At 41.2% G+C, this 19093-nt stretch carries 14 protein-coding genes; 5 read left to right on the top strand and 9 right to left on the bottom strand.

Annotation, left to right across the window (positions count from 1 at the left end; all coding sequences use genetic code 11):
* Positions 1-4: 4 nt before the first annotated feature.
* Genes kdpB through GBI16_RS08975 form a run of 4 tightly spaced genes read left to right on the top strand, consistent with a single transcriptional unit; the run spans position 5 to position 6035 of the window.
* Positions 5-2017 carry a potassium-transporting ATPase subunit KdpB gene (gene kdpB, locus GBI16_RS08990; protein WP_151706939.1) on the top strand — a complete coding sequence of 671 codons (2013 nt, stop codon included), beginning with the start codon at positions 5-7 and terminating at the stop codon, positions 2015-2017.
* A gap of 9 nt (positions 2018-2026) precedes the next feature.
* Positions 2027-2662 (top strand): potassium-transporting ATPase subunit KdpC, encoded by a 636-nt coding sequence (gene kdpC / locus GBI16_RS08985; RefSeq protein ID WP_151706938.1) that lies wholly within the window; start codon positions 2027-2029, stop codon positions 2660-2662.
* 12 nt (positions 2663-2674) lie between these two features.
* Positions 2675-5323 (top strand): sensor histidine kinase KdpD, encoded by a 2649-nt coding sequence (locus tag GBI16_RS08980; protein WP_151706937.1) that lies wholly within the window; start codon positions 2675-2677, stop codon positions 5321-5323.
* Between the two features lie 10 nt (positions 5324-5333).
* On the top strand, positions 5334-6035 hold the full coding sequence (locus tag GBI16_RS08975) for a response regulator (RefSeq protein WP_151706936.1): 702 nt from the start codon (positions 5334-5336) through the stop codon (positions 6033-6035).
* A 58-nt stretch (positions 6036-6093) separates the two neighbouring features.
* Here GBI16_RS08975 and GBI16_RS08970 read toward each other — a convergent pair whose 3' ends face one another.
* A complete protein-coding gene (locus tag GBI16_RS08970; RefSeq protein WP_151706935.1) occupies positions 6094-6990 on the bottom strand; it encodes a LysR family transcriptional regulator in 897 nt (298 codons plus the stop codon).
* A 125-nt stretch (positions 6991-7115) separates the two neighbouring features.
* On the opposite strand from GBI16_RS08970, the gene GBI16_RS08965 reads away from it, so the two are divergent.
* Complete coding sequence (locus tag GBI16_RS08965) at positions 7116-7868, top strand: SDR family oxidoreductase (RefSeq protein WP_110975249.1); 753 nt, start codon at positions 7116-7118, stop codon at positions 7866-7868.
* Positions 7869-8000: 132 nt separating this feature from the next.
* Here GBI16_RS08965 and GBI16_RS08960 read toward each other — a convergent pair whose 3' ends face one another.
* The 8 genes from GBI16_RS08960 to GBI16_RS08925 all read right to left on the bottom strand — a co-directional run bounded on the left by GBI16_RS08960 (position 8001) and on the right by GBI16_RS08925 (position 19048).
* A complete protein-coding gene (locus tag GBI16_RS08960; RefSeq protein WP_086207762.1) occupies positions 8001-10007 on the bottom strand; it encodes a triacylglycerol lipase in 2007 nt (668 codons plus the stop codon).
* Positions 10008-10139: 132 nt separating this feature from the next.
* The gene (locus tag GBI16_RS08955) at positions 10140-11042 is read right to left on the bottom strand and encodes an ABUW_2363 family tetratricopeptide repeat lipoprotein (RefSeq protein ID WP_086207761.1); all 903 of its coding nucleotides are present in this window, start codon (positions 11040-11042) and stop codon (positions 10140-10142) included.
* A 123-nt stretch (positions 11043-11165) separates the two neighbouring features.
* Positions 11166-11975: a serine O-acetyltransferase gene (gene cysE, locus GBI16_RS08950; protein ID WP_086207760.1), complete on the bottom strand. Its 810-nt coding sequence runs from the start codon at positions 11973-11975 to the stop codon at positions 11166-11168.
* Positions 11968-12816 carry an RNA methyltransferase gene (locus tag GBI16_RS08945; RefSeq protein ID WP_151706934.1) on the bottom strand — a complete coding sequence of 283 codons (849 nt, stop codon included), beginning with the start codon at positions 12814-12816 and terminating at the stop codon, positions 11968-11970. Before GBI16_RS08945 ends, cysE begins: the two co-directional genes overlap by 8 nt.
* Before the next feature lie 34 nt (positions 12817-12850).
* Complete coding sequence (dnaE, locus tag GBI16_RS08940; RefSeq protein WP_151706933.1) at positions 12851-16420, bottom strand: DNA polymerase III subunit alpha; 3570 nt, start codon at positions 16418-16420, stop codon at positions 12851-12853.
* 182 nt (positions 16421-16602) lie between these two features.
* A complete protein-coding gene (locus tag GBI16_RS08935; protein ID WP_086208235.1) occupies positions 16603-17232 on the bottom strand; it encodes a hypothetical protein in 630 nt (209 codons plus the stop codon).
* Positions 17233-17330: 98 nt separating this feature from the next.
* Positions 17331-18026: a methionine ABC transporter permease gene (locus GBI16_RS08930; RefSeq protein WP_086207757.1), complete on the bottom strand. Its 696-nt coding sequence runs from the start codon at positions 18024-18026 to the stop codon at positions 17331-17333.
* Positions 18023-19048, bottom strand: coding sequence for a methionine ABC transporter ATP-binding protein (locus GBI16_RS08925; protein ID WP_086207756.1), 1026 nt, complete (start codon positions 19046-19048; stop codon positions 18023-18025). The genes GBI16_RS08930 and GBI16_RS08925 overlap by 4 nt, the downstream gene beginning before the upstream one ends.
* Positions 19049-19093 lie beyond the last annotated feature (45 nt).

The following is a 19093-nucleotide window of genomic DNA, read 5'->3' as shown; positions in this document are numbered from 1 at the left end:
CACAATGAAACATTCAAATGCGACACAACAGATGGATATCTTGAATAAAGAAATTATTCAGCAAACATTCCATAAATTGCTACCTCAACACGCTTTTAAAAATCCAGTGATGGCATGTGTTTGGGTGGGAACAATTTTAACGGTCATTGCCACCTTGATGGGCAATGCTAGTCTTGGCTTTGGCCTGATTCTAAGCTTGATTTTATTGGTCACGGTCTTATTTGCCAATTATGCTGAGGCGGTTGCAGAAGCCAAAGGGCGTGGACAAGCAGCATCATTACGTCAGGCGCGTGAAAACTTAACTGCAAATCGTATTCTCGATTTAAATGCTGTACCGACAGTGATTTCTGCCAATCTACTTAAAAAAGATGATTTAGTCATCGTCAAGGCAGGTGAAATTGTTCCTGCGGATGGCGAGATTATTCAGGGTTTTGCGACTATCAATGAATCGGCTGTCACAGGTGAATCTGCACCCGTACTACGTGAAGCCAATACCGATCGTTCAGGCGTGATTGGTGGTACTAAGGTCTTGTCGGATGAAATTATTATTCGAATCAGTAATGAGGCAGGGCATAGCTTCTTAGACCGTATGATTGCCTTGGTAGAAGGTGCCAACCGTCAAAAGACACCGAATGAGATCGCATTGAGTATTTTACTCAATATTATGACCATCACTTTTATTGTGGTGGTGCTGACCTTACCTGTGATTGGTTCAATGGTCGGGATCAAAATCAGTATGGTCTTGCTGATTGCACTGTTAGTATGTTTGATTCCAACCACGATCGGTGGTTTGCTGCCTGCAATTGGGATTGCGGGAATGAACCGCGCTTTAAAAGCCAATGTCTTAGCAAAATCAGGGAAAGCGGTTGAAGTTGCGGGTGATATTGATGTGTTGTTGTTGGATAAAACAGGCACGATCACCTATGGAGATCGCCAAGCCACCGCTTTTTATCCATTGGCAGGTGTGACACCAAGTGAGTTACGTCAAGCAGCAATGCTCACTTCTTTTGCTGATCCAACGCCTGAAGGGAAGTCGGTCATCAGTCTTGGGAAGGAATTAGGCGAAAGCATTCAAGAGCCGAAAGATGCCGAATTCATTCAATTTAGTGCCTCAACTCGTCTTTCAGGAGTAAATCTAGCAACTGGACAAACGATTCGTAAAGGTGCTGTCGATGCCATCCTTAACTTTACCCATCAAGAGATTAAAGACAATATTGAGCTGAAAACCCGTGTTGAACAAGTCGCCTCTAAAGGTGCAACACCACTTGTGGTTGCTTCGAATCACAGTATTTTAGGGGTGATTGAACTTTCAGATGTGATTAAACAAGGGATTAAAGAACGCTTTGCGCTGCTACGTGAGATGGGCATCAAAACCATTATGGTCACGGGAGACAATCCATTGACTGCGGCTGCGATTGCGGCTGAAGCAGGGGTGGATGACTATATTGCAGAAGCGAGACCTGAGGACAAATTGGCTTGTATTCGTAACGAGCAAGCAGCAGGAAAATTAGTCGCAATGGTCGGTGATGGTACTAACGATGCACCAGCCTTGGCACAGGCAGATATTGGTTTAGCCATGAATTCGGGTACGCAAGCTGCCAAAGAAGCTGGCAATATGGTGGATTTGGATTCTGATCCAACCAAATTGCTAGATGTGGTTGAAATTGGTAAACAGCAATTGATTACTCGTGGAGCATTAACCACTTTTTCGTTGGCAAATGACGTATCTAAGTATTTTGTGATTTTACCTGCATTGTTTGCCGTGGCGATTCCACAACTTGGAGTACTGAATATTTTACAGCTTAGTAGTCCAAGCAGTGCCGTGATTTCAGCTTTGATCTTTAATGCTTTGATTATTCCAATGTTGATTCCATTGGCACTCAAAGGCGTTCAATTCAAACCTGCCAGTGCGCTGCAATTGTTACGCCGTAATATGCTGATTTACGGTGTAGGTGGTGTGATCTTTCCGTTTATTGTGATCAAGCTGATTGACCTTGTTGTGTCATTGTGGATTTAGGAGTTGGAAATGAATACTTTATTGAGTCATGAGCAATTGAATCAACAGGACTTAGTATTATCTAATCAAGGACATTCAGTCCTACGTCCAAGCCTCGGTTTGGTTGCAGTTGGTTTTTTCATTGCAGGCATGTTGTACGCTACAGCAAGTGTCTCCATTGCGCAGTTGATCTTTCCCAAACAAGCGAATGGTAGTTTTATTGAACTGAATGGTAAAATTATTGGTTCAAGTTTGGTAGGACAAAACTTTGTTAGTGAACAATATTTCCATGGGCGACCGAGTGCGGTAAATTACAATGTAGATGGCATGGCAGGCAGTAATTTGGCAATCTCTAATCCTGATTTACAAACACAAATTAAAGAACGAACAGTGCAATTTGCAAAAAATAATCATATTACTGAGCAACAAGTGCCAAATGAGATGGTGATGGCTTCAGGAAGCGGAATCGACCCAGATATTTCACCTGAAAGTGCTTTATTACAAGTGAAACGTGTGGCACAGCAACATCATTTACCTGAGCAGCGAGTGCGTGATTTGGTACAACAACAAATTCAGCCTGCACAATTCGGCGTCTATGGGCAAGCGCGAGTCAATGTACTGCAGTTGAATCTAGCCTTAGATCAATTGTCATCTACACCTCGTTAATAGAGCGCACTTATGCAGATTGATCGTAATAACAAAGCAGATGCGTGGTTGGCACATAGTCAACGTGAACAGTCTGGACGTTTAACCATTTTCTTGGGTGCAGCACCTGGAGTCGGGAAAACCTATGCCATGTTGACCCGAGCGCATGAACTGATGCAGCAAGGGCAGCATGTGGTGGTCGGTGTGGTGGAAACTCATGGTCGATCTGACACCGAAGCTTTGATTCAAGGGCTCAATGTTATTCCAAGAAAGTCTGTGGAATATCAAGGGCGAATGTTAGATGAGATGGATCTCGACCAAATTCTTAAATTAAAGCCTCAAATTGTACTTGTTGATGAACTTGCCCATCGCAATGTACCCAATAGTCGGCATGAATATCGTTGGCAAGATGTCAATGAGTTGTTGGATGCAGGCATTGATGTCTATAGCACCTTAAATATTCAGCATTTGGAAAGTCTGAATGATGTGGTTTTTCAAATTACGGGGATTCGGGTAACTGAAACCGTCCCCGATGCATTACTGAAACGTTTGAAAGATATTCGATTGGTTGATTTACCTGTTCCTGAATTATTAGAACGGATGAATCATGGCAAGATTTATTTCGCCGATGTTGCCCCTCATGCATTACAAGGTTTTTTTAAAGCTGCAAATTTGACAGCGTTACGTGATCTGGCAATTCAAACTGTTGCAGGGCAGGTCGATATTGATTATCGAGAAAAGTTTGTTGCACAAGGGCAGATCATCCCGATTCAAAATCATGTCATGTTGGCGATAGATGGTTCTGAGTTTTCAGAAGATTTGGTGCGCCGTGCCCATCGGATTGCGGAAAGACGCAATGCAATGTGGAGCGTCATTTCGATTCAAAAAAGTAAGGTTGAAACGACCCAATCCTTTGCAGTGACAAAGGCTTTTAATCTAGCACGTAAGCTCGGTGCAGACACTTATTTACTCTATAGCAATCATATTGCATCGACCATTTTACAGGCAGCTTATGATTATGGTGCATCTAATATTTTACTTGGTAAAAGCCCTCAAAAATCGTTATGGCAGCGCCTATTCTCAGATCATATTGCCGATCAACTGTTAGAGAAACAGCATCCTTTTGAAATCACCTTTGTTCAGCCTTTAAAAGCCAAAAATAATGAAAAGCGTTTGCAGAAAGATGTGGCTCATTCATCTTGGCTGGAACAAGGTTTAGCGTTTAATCAACGTGAAGTGTTTGAAAGTATTATCATTGTGTTGCTAGGACTGATTGTGGCCGCAATCAGTGATCATTTTATTGGGTATAGTGACTTAGCCTTAATTTTTATTGTGACGGTATTATTGGTTGCGATACGCGCCCGCATGTTGATCACGATTATCAGCGTATTCATTTGTTTTCTACTCTACAACTACTTTTTTATCGAACCTCGATTTACTTTTATGATTAGTGCTGAACGAGGCGTGATTACCATTATTACGTTCATTGTCTCAGCCTTACTGGTCGGGCGTTTAGCCAATCAATTACGTGCGCAGGTATTGAGTTTACGTGCTGCAAATTCAGTCTCGTTACAGTTGCAAGAATTGGAAAGAAAGCTATCGACCTGCGTGGATATTGAACAGGTATTAACCGTCGCCAAACAACATTTAGAAACTTCATTAAATGCGACGGTCTGGTTAAAAGTTGAAAATCAGTCTTTAGGTGATGTTTCTGCTTTAAATGAAAAAGATCAAATAGCCGCAGATTGGACGCAGAAGAATGCGAAACCCTGTGGATGCTTTACCAACACACTGACTAATTCTGAATGGTGGTTTATTCCATTAAATTTGGTGAAAGAATATGGCGTAATTGCAATTCGGTTTCATCAAAATGCTCAGACGATTAGCTTTGAATTGCAGCGTTTAACTGAGTTGATGATTGAAGATATTGCGCAAACTGTTGCTCGGGTACAACTGTCTTTACAGTTAGAAAATTCTAGAGTAGTGGCTGAAACGGAAAAGCTACGTTCAGCTTTGCTTTCTTCAGTATCGCATGATTTACGTTCACCCTTAGCAGCGATGATTGGTTCAGCAGATACGCTTAAATATTATGGCGAACAGATGCCTGAAAGCGATCGGCATGAATTATTAGACACTATTCACATTGAAGGGGAACGACTGGATCGTTATATACAAAACCTATTAGATATGACTCGATTAGGTCATCAGGGTTTGACTTTAAGTCGTGCTTGGATCGGTGCAGATGAACTGATTGGCTCGGCAACTCAACGACTGAAACGCTATCAGCCTGAGGTGAAAATCGAAGTTGCTTTGGCGGAAGAACTTCCGCAATTGTATGTGCATCCTGCTTTGATTGAACAAGCCATTTTTAATGTCTTGGAAAATGCCGCTAAATTTTCACCAAATGATGTTTCGATTGAAGTGAAGATTCAGCAAGAGGAACAATTTCTGCAAATTGACATTATCGACCAAGGGATTGGCATTCCCGAAGATGAACGCGAGCAAATCTTTGATATGTTCTACACCATGCAGCGTGGTGATCGTGGTAAAACGGGAACAGGTTTAGGACTGGCGATTGTCAAAGCCATTATTGGCGCACATATGGGCAGTATTGAAGCTTTTGCTGGAACAGATGGTCAAGGCACCTTAATTCGCATACGATTACCGTTACATCAGGGTTAAACGATCTTTTATGCCGCAAACAATTTATCCAAATGCATCAATTCTGATTATTGATGATGAACCTCAAATTCGAAAATTTTTAGACATTGCCTTACGTGCGCAAGGTTATCAGGTGCATGTTGCTGAAAATGGCATGAAAGGCTTAGAAATTTTGGCAACACGGGGTGCGGATTTACTGATTTTAGATTTGGGTTTACCTGATATGGAAGGGCAGCAGGTGTTGACCGAGATGAGACAATGGTCAGATATTCCTGTGATTGTGTTATCTGCCCGTCCTGATGAAAATCAAAAAATTAAATTGCTCGATGCAGGTGCAAACGACTATGTCACCAAACCGTTTAGCATTCAGGAATTATGTGCCCGTATTCGGGTGATGTTTCGCAATAAACCACAACAGTCTGAACAGAATATTGTATTTGATGATGGTCAATTATCTGTGGATGTGGCTGAACATGTAGTGAGGTTCACGAATGAAGAAATTATTCTGACCAAAAAAGAATTTCAACTGTTAGCACTATTGATTCGCCATCAGGGTAAGATCGTTACGCAAAAGCAAATTATGACCGAGTTATGGGGCATTAGCCATGAAGAAGATACCCATTATCTTCGAATCTTGGTGAAAAAACTCCGTACCAAAATTAGAGATTCTGCGATCACTCCAAAATATATTTTTACCATTGCAGGCGTGGGGCTACGATTTTTGGAAAGATAAGGTATTGGTATTTTCTTGCTTATCTAGGTTGAATATTGATTCATAAAAAGACCCAAGATTATACGATGGGATGATCCTTAAACAATTGTAATATCCATTCAATAAAGACTTTTTGTTTAGGTGAAACCAATCTTTTAGACGGATAGAGCAGAGACACAGGCATAGACGGTACAGTATAGTGTTCTAAAATTCGGCAAAGCAATCCTTGTTCTAGCACTTTGATATGAGCATAGTGAGGCACTTGAATAATCCCAAAATGCTGTTGGGCTGCGGCTGAATAGGTATTTGCTCCGTTGACTTGAATATTGAAAGGCAAGTCATAAAGTTGCGTTTTGTTTTGAATGATAAATTCGAGTGGCAGATGTTTCTGGCGTCCACTTGAATAGAAGCCCACCATAAAATGCTCATGCAGATCATCTAAATGATTTGGAGTACCGTGCTTTTCCAAATACCTTGGACTCGCAAGAGTTATTTGTTGCAAATGACCTAAGTGTCTTACAATTAGTTCACTCTTGTTCAGTTGTCCAATACGAATAACACAATCAATGCCTTCCTTAATCACATCGACATAGCGGTCACTTTCTGTCAGTTGTACCTGAATGCCAGGATATTCACTTTGAAACTTATGCAGATGAGGCAAAATAAAATACGCAGCAAACACTCCATGTACTTCTATCTTTAAGGTTCCTTGAGGTTTTGCATTGAGAAAATCATGATCTGATTCATTGATATAGTCCAAGACATACTTACAACGTTCGTAATAAATTTGACCTTCATCAGTTGTTCGTACCTGACGCGTGGTACGAAATAATAAGCGTGTGTTGAGCTGTACTTCCAGTTGCTTAATGGCATCGGTGAGAGTTGAACGGGGTAAGTTCAGTATCTGTGCAGCCTTGGTAAAGCTTTGTTGCTCTACAACGTGTACAAAAGCAGACAGCGCATTTAACTTATCCATCTTTTTGTAGATCCTTTGTTCGGCTAATTCGGATAAAGATGTCAGAACTGGCTAGATTATCTTGCTATTTATGAACAGTATCATAGAACGTATCCCATGGTAAGTTTCACTCGATGAGGTCATCAATGAATACAGCAGTGCAAGAAAAACAGAAAAAAGTAATTTTAATTACAGGGGCCTCAAGAGGTATAGGGGCATTTACAGCAAGTTTATTGGCCCAGCAAGGACATAGCATCATCATTAATTATGCCAATAATGATCAAGAGGCAAATGCTGTGGTGCAAAAAATTCAAGCGAATGGTGGAACAGCAACAGCATTTAAGGCAAATATTAGCCATTCAGATGAAGTGACTCAGTTATTTGATTATGCAATTCAGACTTATGGCAGACTGGATGTGCTGATGAATAATGCAGGCATTATGCGACTCAATAAAATTGAAGATGTGGATGATGAAACGATTGATCAACTTTTGGCAATCAATCTAAAAGGACCATTATATACCATGCGTGAAGCGGCCAAGCGCTTGGCTCATGGCGGTAAAATTATTAACTTATCCAGCAGTGTAGTGGGTATGAAGCTTGAGACTTATGGTGTTTATACTGCGTCAAAAGCTGCCATAGAGTCTTTAACTGCGATTTTAGCCAAAGAGTTAAGAGGCAAAAATATTACGGTGAATGCGATTGCACCAGGGCCAACAGCAACAGCGCTTTTTCTCGAAGGGAAAAGTGATGAACTGATTGCACGGTTAATTCAGGCGGCGCCTTTAGAGCGTTTAGGTACAGTTGAGGATATTGCTGCTGTATTAGATTTTGCAGTCAATGAAGGAAGTAATTGGGTCAATGCCCAAATACTTCGGGTCAATGGTGGGATTGTTTAAATAAAAATTGTAGTATCCCACGAATACAAGGGTTGAGAAGTATTGTAGTTGGCTGTACCTATTAACGACTCAACTGTTGATATAAACGAAGTAAATAAAAAAAGCCTAAACAAAAGTTTAGGCTTTTTATGATCAAGGTTTATATAGTCCCAATTCTGTAAGGTGTAGTCGCAGAATACGGCGCAACTCAAGTACCGCTTCAGGGGTTTCCTGAATAGAATGTCCACCTTTAATAATTTTCTCAGACAATGCCCCATCCAGATGGGCACTGGTATAAGGTACGACATCATCAGTAATCACATTGATATCATTACTGTTGGTCATATTCCCCATAATACTGTGAAATTTCATCCCCTTATACGGAACAATATTTTTAGTTAACTGAGTAAATTTAGAGTTTTTACTGAGGTCGCTTGGGCCATTTTGAATTAACCCATTATCTATATCTTTGATAAATGCTTGTAGATCAGGGTCACTACTTTGTAATACATCAGTTAATGCACCTAAAAAAGCACCTGGTAGTTTAATTACTTTACGCGCAGCAAGGGTAAACCAACGGTCAGCAAATTCTGTTCCTCGATGTGGTGCTGCCAAGAAAATGGCACGACTAAAGTTTGGAATTGGCTGAATATCTAAGCGGGATTTAAATAATGGATCATTTTTAAATTGTTTGGCGCGCCAATCTGGAAGTAATTTGATTGCTGCAGATGTTAAGTCTGCATCACTGACTAAAAGCCGTGCAATAATGCCTCCCATGCTATGCCCAATCAGCACTGCGTCTTTTTTTGCAGAAGCTTTGTTATCGACTTGACTAAAAGCTTGTTGGATCACTGCATAAATTTGAAAGCGACTCTCCAGAATAGGCATGTTTGTGGAGTAGAAAACCTGCCACACTTGATAATGCTCACGCAATACAGGGTCACCCATTACATCGTTGGTTAGACGAATCCATGCCTCAGGACTGCTTGCAAGACCGTGAATAAGAACGATGACTTTCTTGTTCGGGTTATAAGGTTCAAGCATATACAAATGAGGCATGGTCAGGCGTTCATCACGATCTATCAGTGACAAATAAGCAGACTTACCTAGATTATTTTGTGCTAGCCATAAGCCATATGGTGCTGAAAAATTTGCTGCCAGTGGATAAGTCTTTCCAGCTATTTCAGCAGTTTCATATTTATATGGATCATAGGCTGTCATCTCAAACTCTGGACTATTTAAGATTTCATCCACACTTGCCGCAGAACGAGGTTGGGCTGTGATGGTCGCTGCTAAATAACGAGCATTATGAATATTGGGATTATGGCCATTTGTATACTGATGATGTAATGGATCAACAATATATTTTGTTTTTTCAGGTGAGATGTCGTGAGGTTCTGCAGGCAGTACAATTAAAAACTCAGAACCAAATCCATCTCGACGGGTAATTGAACGCAAACCTGAAAAGTTCAAATTATACGTCGACATGAGTTGTTCAATTTTTTGATTTTTTAAAAGTGAATATTTGTCGAAATTAATGCGATAAATACTTTTGCCGACTTGGATTTGGGTCGTAACATCTGAAGGCTCATAACGTAAACCATAAGCACTAACTAGTTTGGCAATGGCTTGGTTATAAAAGTCCCGAAGTTGTACTTGACGGTTATCAAAAATTCGATCTTGTGGGCCACGTTTAGTTTTAAACATATAAGCATAACTATAGCGAATACTTTTATCGAGCATGCCGAGCTGTTGATCTAAACAGTTTTGGTAATTTTGCTTTTGAACAGCCTTTTTTTCTTCTGACTGCGTCTTAGCCAAAATACTGATTTTACATGCCGATGATTTTTCTAAAGAAAGTGCTTTGGCAAGATAAAGTTCACTTGCAGTTGATAGTAATTGCTCATCCTGAATTTGGGGAATTTGTTTGAGTTCGTTCACACATTCCTCAGGCTGTTCAGAACAGACTTTGGCTTCTCTGCCTGTCATAGATAACACATTCAGACTTGCTTCACTGAGCTTATCGCGCGTTAAAATACTCTCACGTTCGTTGTTAATGGTGACGTTCAGTGATTGATTTTTTACACTGACCACTTGGCAACCACTCAAGATAGAAATCAGAGCAGTGAGCATTAAGGTGCTACGGATGTATTTAGGCATAAACGAGTCTACTGCGATCTATTTTTTTGAATTTTTTAAATCATACGATAATTCTCGGATTTATCAATTCGCTCAAAAAAAAATAGACCGAAAAGTTCGGTCTATTTTAGAGTGTGTTACAAAAGTAGCGAATTATTTGCTCGTATTTAATACTTGCCAAACATTCCAACGACCTTGTTTTTCAATTTCAGTAATCAAGCGATCTGCAACTTCAGCTTCTTGAGGGTATTTCAACTTGTAGTTTTTCAGCGTTTGCACCGCATTCTTTTTCTGTTCCATCGCGATGTAGTTATTTGCACTCGCTAAATAAGCTTCTTGAACACCAGACTTCATGGCTTTATCTAAATACGGCATAGCTTCACGTTGACCACCCCCTTCAGACAGGGCAAAACCAAACCAGAAGTTTGCTTCAGGGTCTTCTTGATTAAGCTTTAAAATACGCTGAGCATAAGTTAAAGATTTGGTGGTATACACGGAACCTAAGTCTAAATTACGAGCCATAACGCTAGCTTTGAATGCACGAATGAGTACATCAAATGATGCATTGTCTTTTGATGCCAACGTATCTAACTGCTGGGTCACTTCTTTTAGTTTTGACTCAAAACCCTTACGTTCTTGGCGCTCTGTAAAACGAGGTGGGTAATGGCGTGCTTTACCTTCAACCAACTGCAAGAAGTCATCAATTTCAGTGATGTCGACTTCGTTGTCACCTGCCAGCACCGCGTATTTCAACTGACGTTCTTTGCTGTTAACAGTTGGAATAATCAACTTATTGGTGTCTAAAACCATTTTCTTCGATGGATCATCAGAACGTGTCACTTCCATCTTGGTTACAGGTTGTGAAGCAGCCTTTTTTAAATTAATTTCAAACGGAGGAGGCGCATCATAGTTAAATGGATTTAATGCGTAAAACGGTGCAGTTAATTCAGGCTCAGTAAACACAATGGTATTGTTATTATTTTTCGGTGGGGTTGTGCTACACGCTGTTAAAAACGACACTGTAAGTACAGCAACCGCTAAGGGTTTAAGCATCATAAGATTCATCCATTCATTATTTTAAGAAGTGGTGTAAAAGGCATGTCCGTCAGTCTAAGAAAACTCTGAGGAACATGCAAGGCTTGCTATAGGCTGGTTTTCAAAAACGAACACTTTTCATGTTTAATCATTTGATGGAGTGCTTTGAGCTTCACATTCACGGCGAACGTCTTCCAAAATTTTCAGTTCTTCAGCACTAAAGGGTTGTTCATTTTGTTGCTGTTTTTTAAAGGTTGGATCAAGTAACGACAAACGTTGGCACAGGGTGTTCATCCGTTTTTCATTCAATTGTATACGGTCGAGCAGGACGCGCATGCCTTCAAGTATAGGATCGGACTGGTCTTGCGTTGCAGCATAAGCTTGGAAGCCGATACTTTCTGCATAATCACGACGATGTGTTTCAGCCTCATCTTTTGGTTTATCTTTTGATATGAAACGGGCTGGGTTGCCAACGGCAGTGGTATCGGCAGGTACTGCTTTTGTCACAACTGCATTTGAGCCAACTTTCGCATTCTTACCGACTGTAAAGGGGCCTAAAATTTTAGCGCCTGCACCAACAACTACGCCGTCTTCTAAAGTCGGATGGCGTTTGCCTTTATTCCAAGTTGTACCGCCTAAAGTTACACCGTGATAGAGGGTTACATCATCGCCAATTTCAGCTGTTTCACCAATCACAACGCCCATGCCGTGGTCGATAAAAAAACGACGACCAATTTTAGCACCTGGGTGAATTTCAATACCTGTTGCAAAACGGCTGAAAGAAGACAATAAGCGTGCAGAGCCCTTACATTCCTTTTTCCATAATTCATGCGCCATACGGTGCATGATCAACGCGTGGATACCTGGGTATGTGGTTAGAACTTCTAAAGTGTTTCGTGCTGCAGGATCGCGCGCGAATACAGCTTGTACATCTTCTTTGAGCTGTTTAAGCATTAGATTGATCCTCTATTTGATCCGTATTTGACTTTTTCCATGTGCCATTATTTAAGGCTTGTACACGACTAAAAATACCACGAAGTAAATGATATTCCATACGATCTAATTGTATACGTCCAAAAAGGCGACGCAAGCGTAAAGGCAATAATCGTGGATTTTTTGGATCTAAAAATTCAATTTCAGCCAACATTTTTTCAATGTGTGGATAGAACTGTTCCATTTGCTCATGTGTGACCAAAGGCTCATCCCACTGCATGGACTCTGTATCTGTCACAGGCATGGTTGCAGCTTCATCTTCACCACTTTCTACAGCAGCCAAAGTTGCCATACGCATTTCATAACAGATGACCTGAATAGCTTGAGCTACATTCAGTACGCCATAGTCTGTATTGACTGGAATAGTAACGTGGTAGTTGGCCATCGCCAGTTCTTCATTGGTCAGTCCGCGGTCTTCACGACCAAAGACCACAGCAACCTCTTGTTGATCACTCAGCACTGCTGAAATTGATTTTTCTGCCGCAGGACGTGCGTCTAGCAAAGGCCAAGGAATAGTACGACTACGTGCACTGGTACCAAACACTAAATGGCAGTCTTTGATGGCATCGGCAAGGGTTTCAACAATTTCAATCTGCGCGATTAAATCAGTTGCACCCGCTGCTAAAGCATCAATATCGGGATGTGGATAGGTTTTTGGCGCAACCAAAACCAGCTTTGAGAGTCCCATTGTTTTCATGGCACGTAATGCGCTTCCAATGTTCGCAGGGAGTGTAGTATTGACCATGACAATACGCACATGGGAGAGATGCGCTGAAACAGCGGCATTGTCAAATTGGCTCATGATTTTTCCAATGAATTTTAAAATTTGAAAATATTTAAGAGAACTGACCGACTTCAGCCTGATATAAGTCCATGGCATCATCCATGCTCATATCCGCAGGTGGCGGTGGTACATCTACTGGTTTGGCTTCTTCATAGCTGACCGCTTTGGCAGCTTTAGATTTGACTTGATATTCCACATGAAGATTTTCTTTACCAAAATAGTCACGAAGTTTAGACAGCAGTTCATCTAGCGGTGCCACTTTCCAATTGATCCCTAAGTGCAATTCAGCCGTGGCATACGGGTAGTCCAACAGTAATTGTAGCGGAATGTGATTACACATATCGACATTACAGAAGGGTGCAAGAATATTTTTCAAATCTTGGTTCAGTGCTTTTGTACTATGCGTTGGGTCAAGGCGAATTTGAATACAGTTGGCACGTTTTTGGCGAATTTCATTTAGGGTAAATGCTTTGGTCAAGCGTCCCATTGGACGGTCAAAGCCTTCACGCTCGTAAATTTCACCTTCAATCACCACCACTTTTTCATTTTGAATGATGTCTTTAAAACGCATAAAGCGTTCATGATTCGCAGAGACTTCAATTCGGGAGGTACCATCATCTAAGGTGACCATCATTCGGTTTGGAAAGTTGGCTACATCGACTACAAGACCAGCAAAAACAGTGGTTACCCCACGACGTGTAGGGGTGAGTTCATTGATTTTATTTGGAATAAATGCTTTCAGCTCTGCACGGTATACATCAATTGGGTGACCAGTTAAATACAAACCTAAGGTGTCTTTTTCACCTTTGAGACGGACTTCATCTGACCACGGTTTCACAGGTTTGGCAGGTTTACGCTGTACTTCTTCAACCTCACCAAACAAGTCCATGATGCCTGTTTCACGGTTTGAGCGAGCTTGCTCCGCCGCTTGTACTGCTTCTGGAAGTTGCGCCATTAAACTGGAGCGCTCAATGCCGAGGCAGTCCAAAGCACCTGAGCGAATTAATGCTTCTAAAGTCCGTTTATTGATTTTTTTCAGATCAATACGATGGCAGAAATCAAACAAGTCACGATACGGCCCATCTTGGATACGCGAGTCAATGACTGACTGCATCGCGGCTTCACCGACGCCTTTAATTGCACCGAGTCCATAGACGATCGTTTTGTCGTCCGAAGCATGGAATTGATAGATAGACATATTGACCGAAGGTGGCAATACATCTATATCATTGTGTCGACAGTCATCAATCAAGAACACCACGTTATCGGTGTTTTGCATTTCCGATGACATCACTGCTGCTAAGAATTCAGCTGGATAATGCGCTTTGAGCCATGCGGTTTGATAGGCAACCAATGCATAAGCTGCGGCATGTGATTTGTTAAAGCCATAACCTGCGAACTTTTCCATATAGTCAAAGATATGGTTGGCAGTTGCTTCATCAATGTCTTTTTTGGCTGCACCTTCCGTGAAAATTTGGCGCTGTTTGACCATTTCTTCGGGCTTTTTCTTACCCATCGCACGACGTAGTAAGTCCGCACCACCTAAGCTATAGCCCGCACAATACTGTGCTGCCTGCATCACCTGTTCTTGGTAAACCATAATGCCGTAAGTCGGTTCAAGTACACCTTCAAGTAGGGGATGGAGATATTCAAACTCACCACCATGCATACGGTGGATAAAGTCCGGAATCAGGTCCATCGGGCCTGGACGGTAAAGGGATACGAAGGCGATAATTTCTTCAAATTTGCTTGGACGTGCTTCCTTGAGCATTTTTTTCATGCCCACGGATTCAAACTGGAAGACGGCTGTAGTGTTGGCATTGGCAAAGATGAGGTATGCATCTTTGTCGTCAAGCGGAATGAAGGCAATGTCTAAAGGCACATCGAGCTTAATGCGCTTATTGATATTCTTCACGGCATCTTCAATAACCGTTAAGTTACGTAGACCCAAGAAGTCGAACTTTACTAGACCAGCAGATTCAACGTCGTCTTTATCATACTGCGCAACACGGCCTGTACCATCTGCGTCACACAGCACGGCAGAAAAGTCGGTAATTTTAGTCGGGGAAATGACCACGCCACCTGCGTGTTTACCTGTGTTACGGGTAATGCCTTCGAGTTTTAATGCCATTTCCCAAATTTCAGCCGCATCGTCATTGTCTGGGTTGGATGGATTGGTGACAATGTCTTTAAGTTGTGGCTCTGCTTCAATCGACTCTTCGAGGCTTAAACCTAAAGGTTTGGTCGGAATCATTTTTGAGATTCGGTCTGCCAAACCATAGGATTTACCCAAGACACGTGCCACATCACGAATAGCACCTTTGGCTGCCATGGTACCGAAAGTGGCAATTTGTGATACTGCATCGCGTCCATAGGTACGCGCCACATAGTCAATGACACGGTCACGACCAGCAATACAAAAATCGACGTCGAAGTCGGGCATTGAAACACGTTCTGGGTTTAAGAAGCGTTCAAAAAGTAGCCCGTATGGGAGAGGGTCGAGATCTGTAATTTTTAAGCTGTAGGCAACCAACGAACCTGCACCTGAACCACGGCCTGGACCAACGGGCACGCCATTACCTTTGGACCATTGGATAAAGTCCATGACAATCAAGAAGTAGCCCGGGAAACCCATTTTAAGAATGGTCCCGATTTCATACTCTAAACGATCATCATATTCTTTACGTTTTTCAGGCCAGTATTCATCACGTGTTTCTGGTGGATATAAAAAGTCTAAACGCTCTTCTAAACCTTCTTTAGATAAATGTGCAAAGTAGGTGTCAATGGTATGGCCTTCAGGAATAGGGTAGTCAGGCAGGAAGTATTTACCTAATTGCAGGGTAACGTTACAACGTTTGGCAATCTGATAAGTATTTTCAATTGCAGAGGGAATGTCTGCAAATAATTCCGCCATTTGTTGGCCAGATTTAAAATATTGCTCTGGAGAGTAATTTTTTGGTCGGCGGTTATCCCCTAATACATAACCATCGGCAATACAGACTCGGGCTTCGTGTGCTTCAAAGTCCATTTCTTTCATGAAATGCACATCGTTGTGCGCAACTACACCTATATTATATTTTTTAGCCAGTTTTAAGGCTTCATAGTTGAAGTCTTCTTCGCCTGAACGGCCTGTTCGGCATAGGGCCAAATAAACACGATTGCCGAACTTTGCAATCCATTCTTCGAGTAAAGGTTCAGCTTTTTGCGGATTTGATGTACAGAGCATTTTGCCGACATCAGATTGCATGCCAAGTAGAGCAATCAGGTCGTGGTTTTGCGCTAAAATCCAGTCTTTTGCAACGCAAGGAATATCAAGCTGTTGACCGCTGATAAAACCCTCGGAAACCAGTTCGGTTAGATTACGCCAGCCAACATTGCTCATCGCCAATAAAGTTACGCGATGTTCAGCATCGTTCAAACGAACTTCTGAACCCATAATTGGTTTGATGCCATTATCTAAGCATTTACCATAAAACTTTACAGCAGCATGTAAGTTAGATAGGTCAGTAATGGCAAGGGCTGGCATACCTTCTGCCTTAGCAGCTTTGACTAAATCAGGTATACGTACAATTGATTCTGTGATTGAAAATTCTGTATGAATACCAAGATGTACAAAGTGCATAAGTGAGTCCCTGCAAAAACCGCTAAATAGTTTAACATGCTCTGCCTTCATTCTGAGTGCGATTCAAATGAATTGGCAAAATTTAATAGCATGTAGCGTTTGGACTGTATATTTTATTGTCAGTAAGTTCAAAACAACTTAGAAAAGGCAATGTCAGTCCTTGTTCTTGGCATAAAAAGATTTTAGCAGGCCACCGCTTGCTGAATGGCAAAACTGTTTAGCCGTCCATTTTTAAAACTAAAGTTGAGATAAGCCGTGTAGGGTGGGGCAAAGTCTTGTGGTTCTTTCAAAAAAGCTTTGATTTCACTGGGCTGTAAGAGCAGAACTTGAGCTTCACCTGATGCTGCCATGCCGTGTGCACTGTATTTAAAGTCTTGTTTAAATTGCTGCAAAGTATAATTCGACGTGATCTGAATATTTTGTACGCGTATGTTTTCGCTCATCGCTTGAGTGCTTTTCCAGTCAAGCCAAACACGGCCTTTGATTTGTCCGAGTTGTTTGAAATTCGCTTTGTCTTTATAGAATTTTTCAGTCTGAATCTTGGGATTATCTTCGTTAAAAATCTCAAACTTTAGGGTTTTGTATTGGGCATTTGCAGTACTGTATTCATAGTTACCTGTACATTCGGCATATTGTTTGCTGACTTTTCCATTCGATTGAGCGAATAATTGACTGACTTGATGTGCTGTCACAGGGGCATTCAGTTCGACCTGATTCACTTTCACACTGGTGACGTAGTCATACGTATTTGGCACTGCATGACTGAGTATCGGCAAAAGACTTATACTTAGAAATAAAATGGGTGTTTTCATGGTGATGATTTTAAAGTCGTAATTTTGAATTCTTTGTGTTGTCATTATATAAAATTTAAATCTGAAAAAAAGCTCTCAATATTGAGAGCTTAATTTTGTTAACGCAGTTTAGACAACCAATCCCCAACGGATTGTACAATTTGTACCATGATCAACAGCACAATCACCGTGAGTATTACAACACTAGTATCAAAACGTTGATAACCATAAGAAATAGCAAGGTCACCAATACCACCTGCACCTACTGCACCAGCCATCGCGGTTGCGCCAATTAAGCTAATCGTGGCTGTGGTTAAGTTCAAAATCAGTGAACTACGTGCTTCAGGTAAAATAAACTTAAAAATGATTTGTAGTGGCGTTGCGCCCATTGCTTGAGCAGATTCGATAATTCCTTCATTCACTTCAAGCAATGACGTTTCGACCAAACGACCAATATAGGGTCCAACATAGATCGTAAGAGGAACAATTGCCGCCCACGTGCCAATCGAGGTGCCTACGATCAGTTTAGTTAAAGGTAGAACTGCAATGAGCAAGATAATAAAGGGTAGAGAGCGCAGGGCATTCACAATCGGGTTAAGAATGTGATAAATCGCTTTGTTGGGCAAAATACCATCTGGGCGTGTCACCAATAAAATGATGGCCTGAATAAAGCCCCAAATACAGCCAAATAGCATTGCAAAAAACACCATGTGAAAGGTTTCTTGCAAAGCGGTAATGAACTGATCAATAGATAGTGAACTTTTCCAAAACGGCGCGGTAATTTGAGTTAACCACTGGACAATTAAATCTCTCATGCCAGTTCTCCTGATTGCTCAACAGCCACACCATGCTGTTTTAAAAACTCCACTGCTTCAGTAATTAAAGTTTCATCCCCTAATAACTGAACAAACATTTGGCCAATCACATTGCCATCAATTTCAATCATGTTGGCAAATAGGATATTGAGACTAATATCAAACTGTTTAATTAAATTTTGAATCACAGTTTCATGTGCAGACTGACCAAGGAACTGTAAGCGATAAATACTGTGATGGTGCTTATGTTCCAAATTATTCAGCAGTTTAATCGGTAACTGTTGATGCAAAATGGTTTGGATAAAATTCTGTGTTGTTGCATGTTGCGGGCGACTAAATAAGTCTACCGTTTTGCCTGTTTCAACTACTTTGCCGAGTTCCATCACGGCCACATGTGAGCAGATGCTTTGAATCACATCCATCTCATGCGTCACCATGACGATGGTAATGCCTTGCTCTTGATTGATTTTTTTGAGCAAGTCTAAGACCGACTTGGTGGTTTGTGGGTCTAGTGCAGAAGTTGCTTCATCACAAAGTAAAATTTTAGGATGGTTGGCAAGCGCACGAGCAATACCGACACGTTGTTTTTGACCACCCGAGAGCTCGTCTGGATAAGCTTCTTTTTTATGCTTGAGGTCAATAAACTCAAGTAGCTCATTTAAACGTTTTTCACGTTCAGCTTTGCTATAACCTAAAAGTTTCATTGGCATTTCAATATTGGCTGCAACAGTTTTGGTCTGCAGTAAATTGAAATGCTGGAAAATCATGCCAATATTTGCACGTTCTTGACGTAATGCTTTTGCATCTAATGCAGTAAAGTCTTTTTGATTGATAATTACTTGGCCTTGGGTTGGGCGTTCAAGTAAATTGATCAATCGAATGAGGGTACTTTTACCTGCACCACTATAGCCAATAATGCCAAAAATACTGCCTTCTGGGATGTCCAAATTGATTTGGTCCAGTGCAGGAATGGTTTGGCCTTTTAGCTGATAGTGCTTTGAAATGTTTTTAAATTGAATCATATCGTCAAAAACTACACAAAAATGAAAAAACAGGCAAAGAGACTT

Source organism: Acinetobacter sp. TUM15064, from assembly GCF_008980265.1.
Lineage (GTDB): Bacteria > Pseudomonadota > Gammaproteobacteria > Pseudomonadales > Moraxellaceae > Acinetobacter.
Note: the sequence above shows the minus strand (reverse complement) of the source record. Positions and strands in the feature narration are given on the sequence as shown.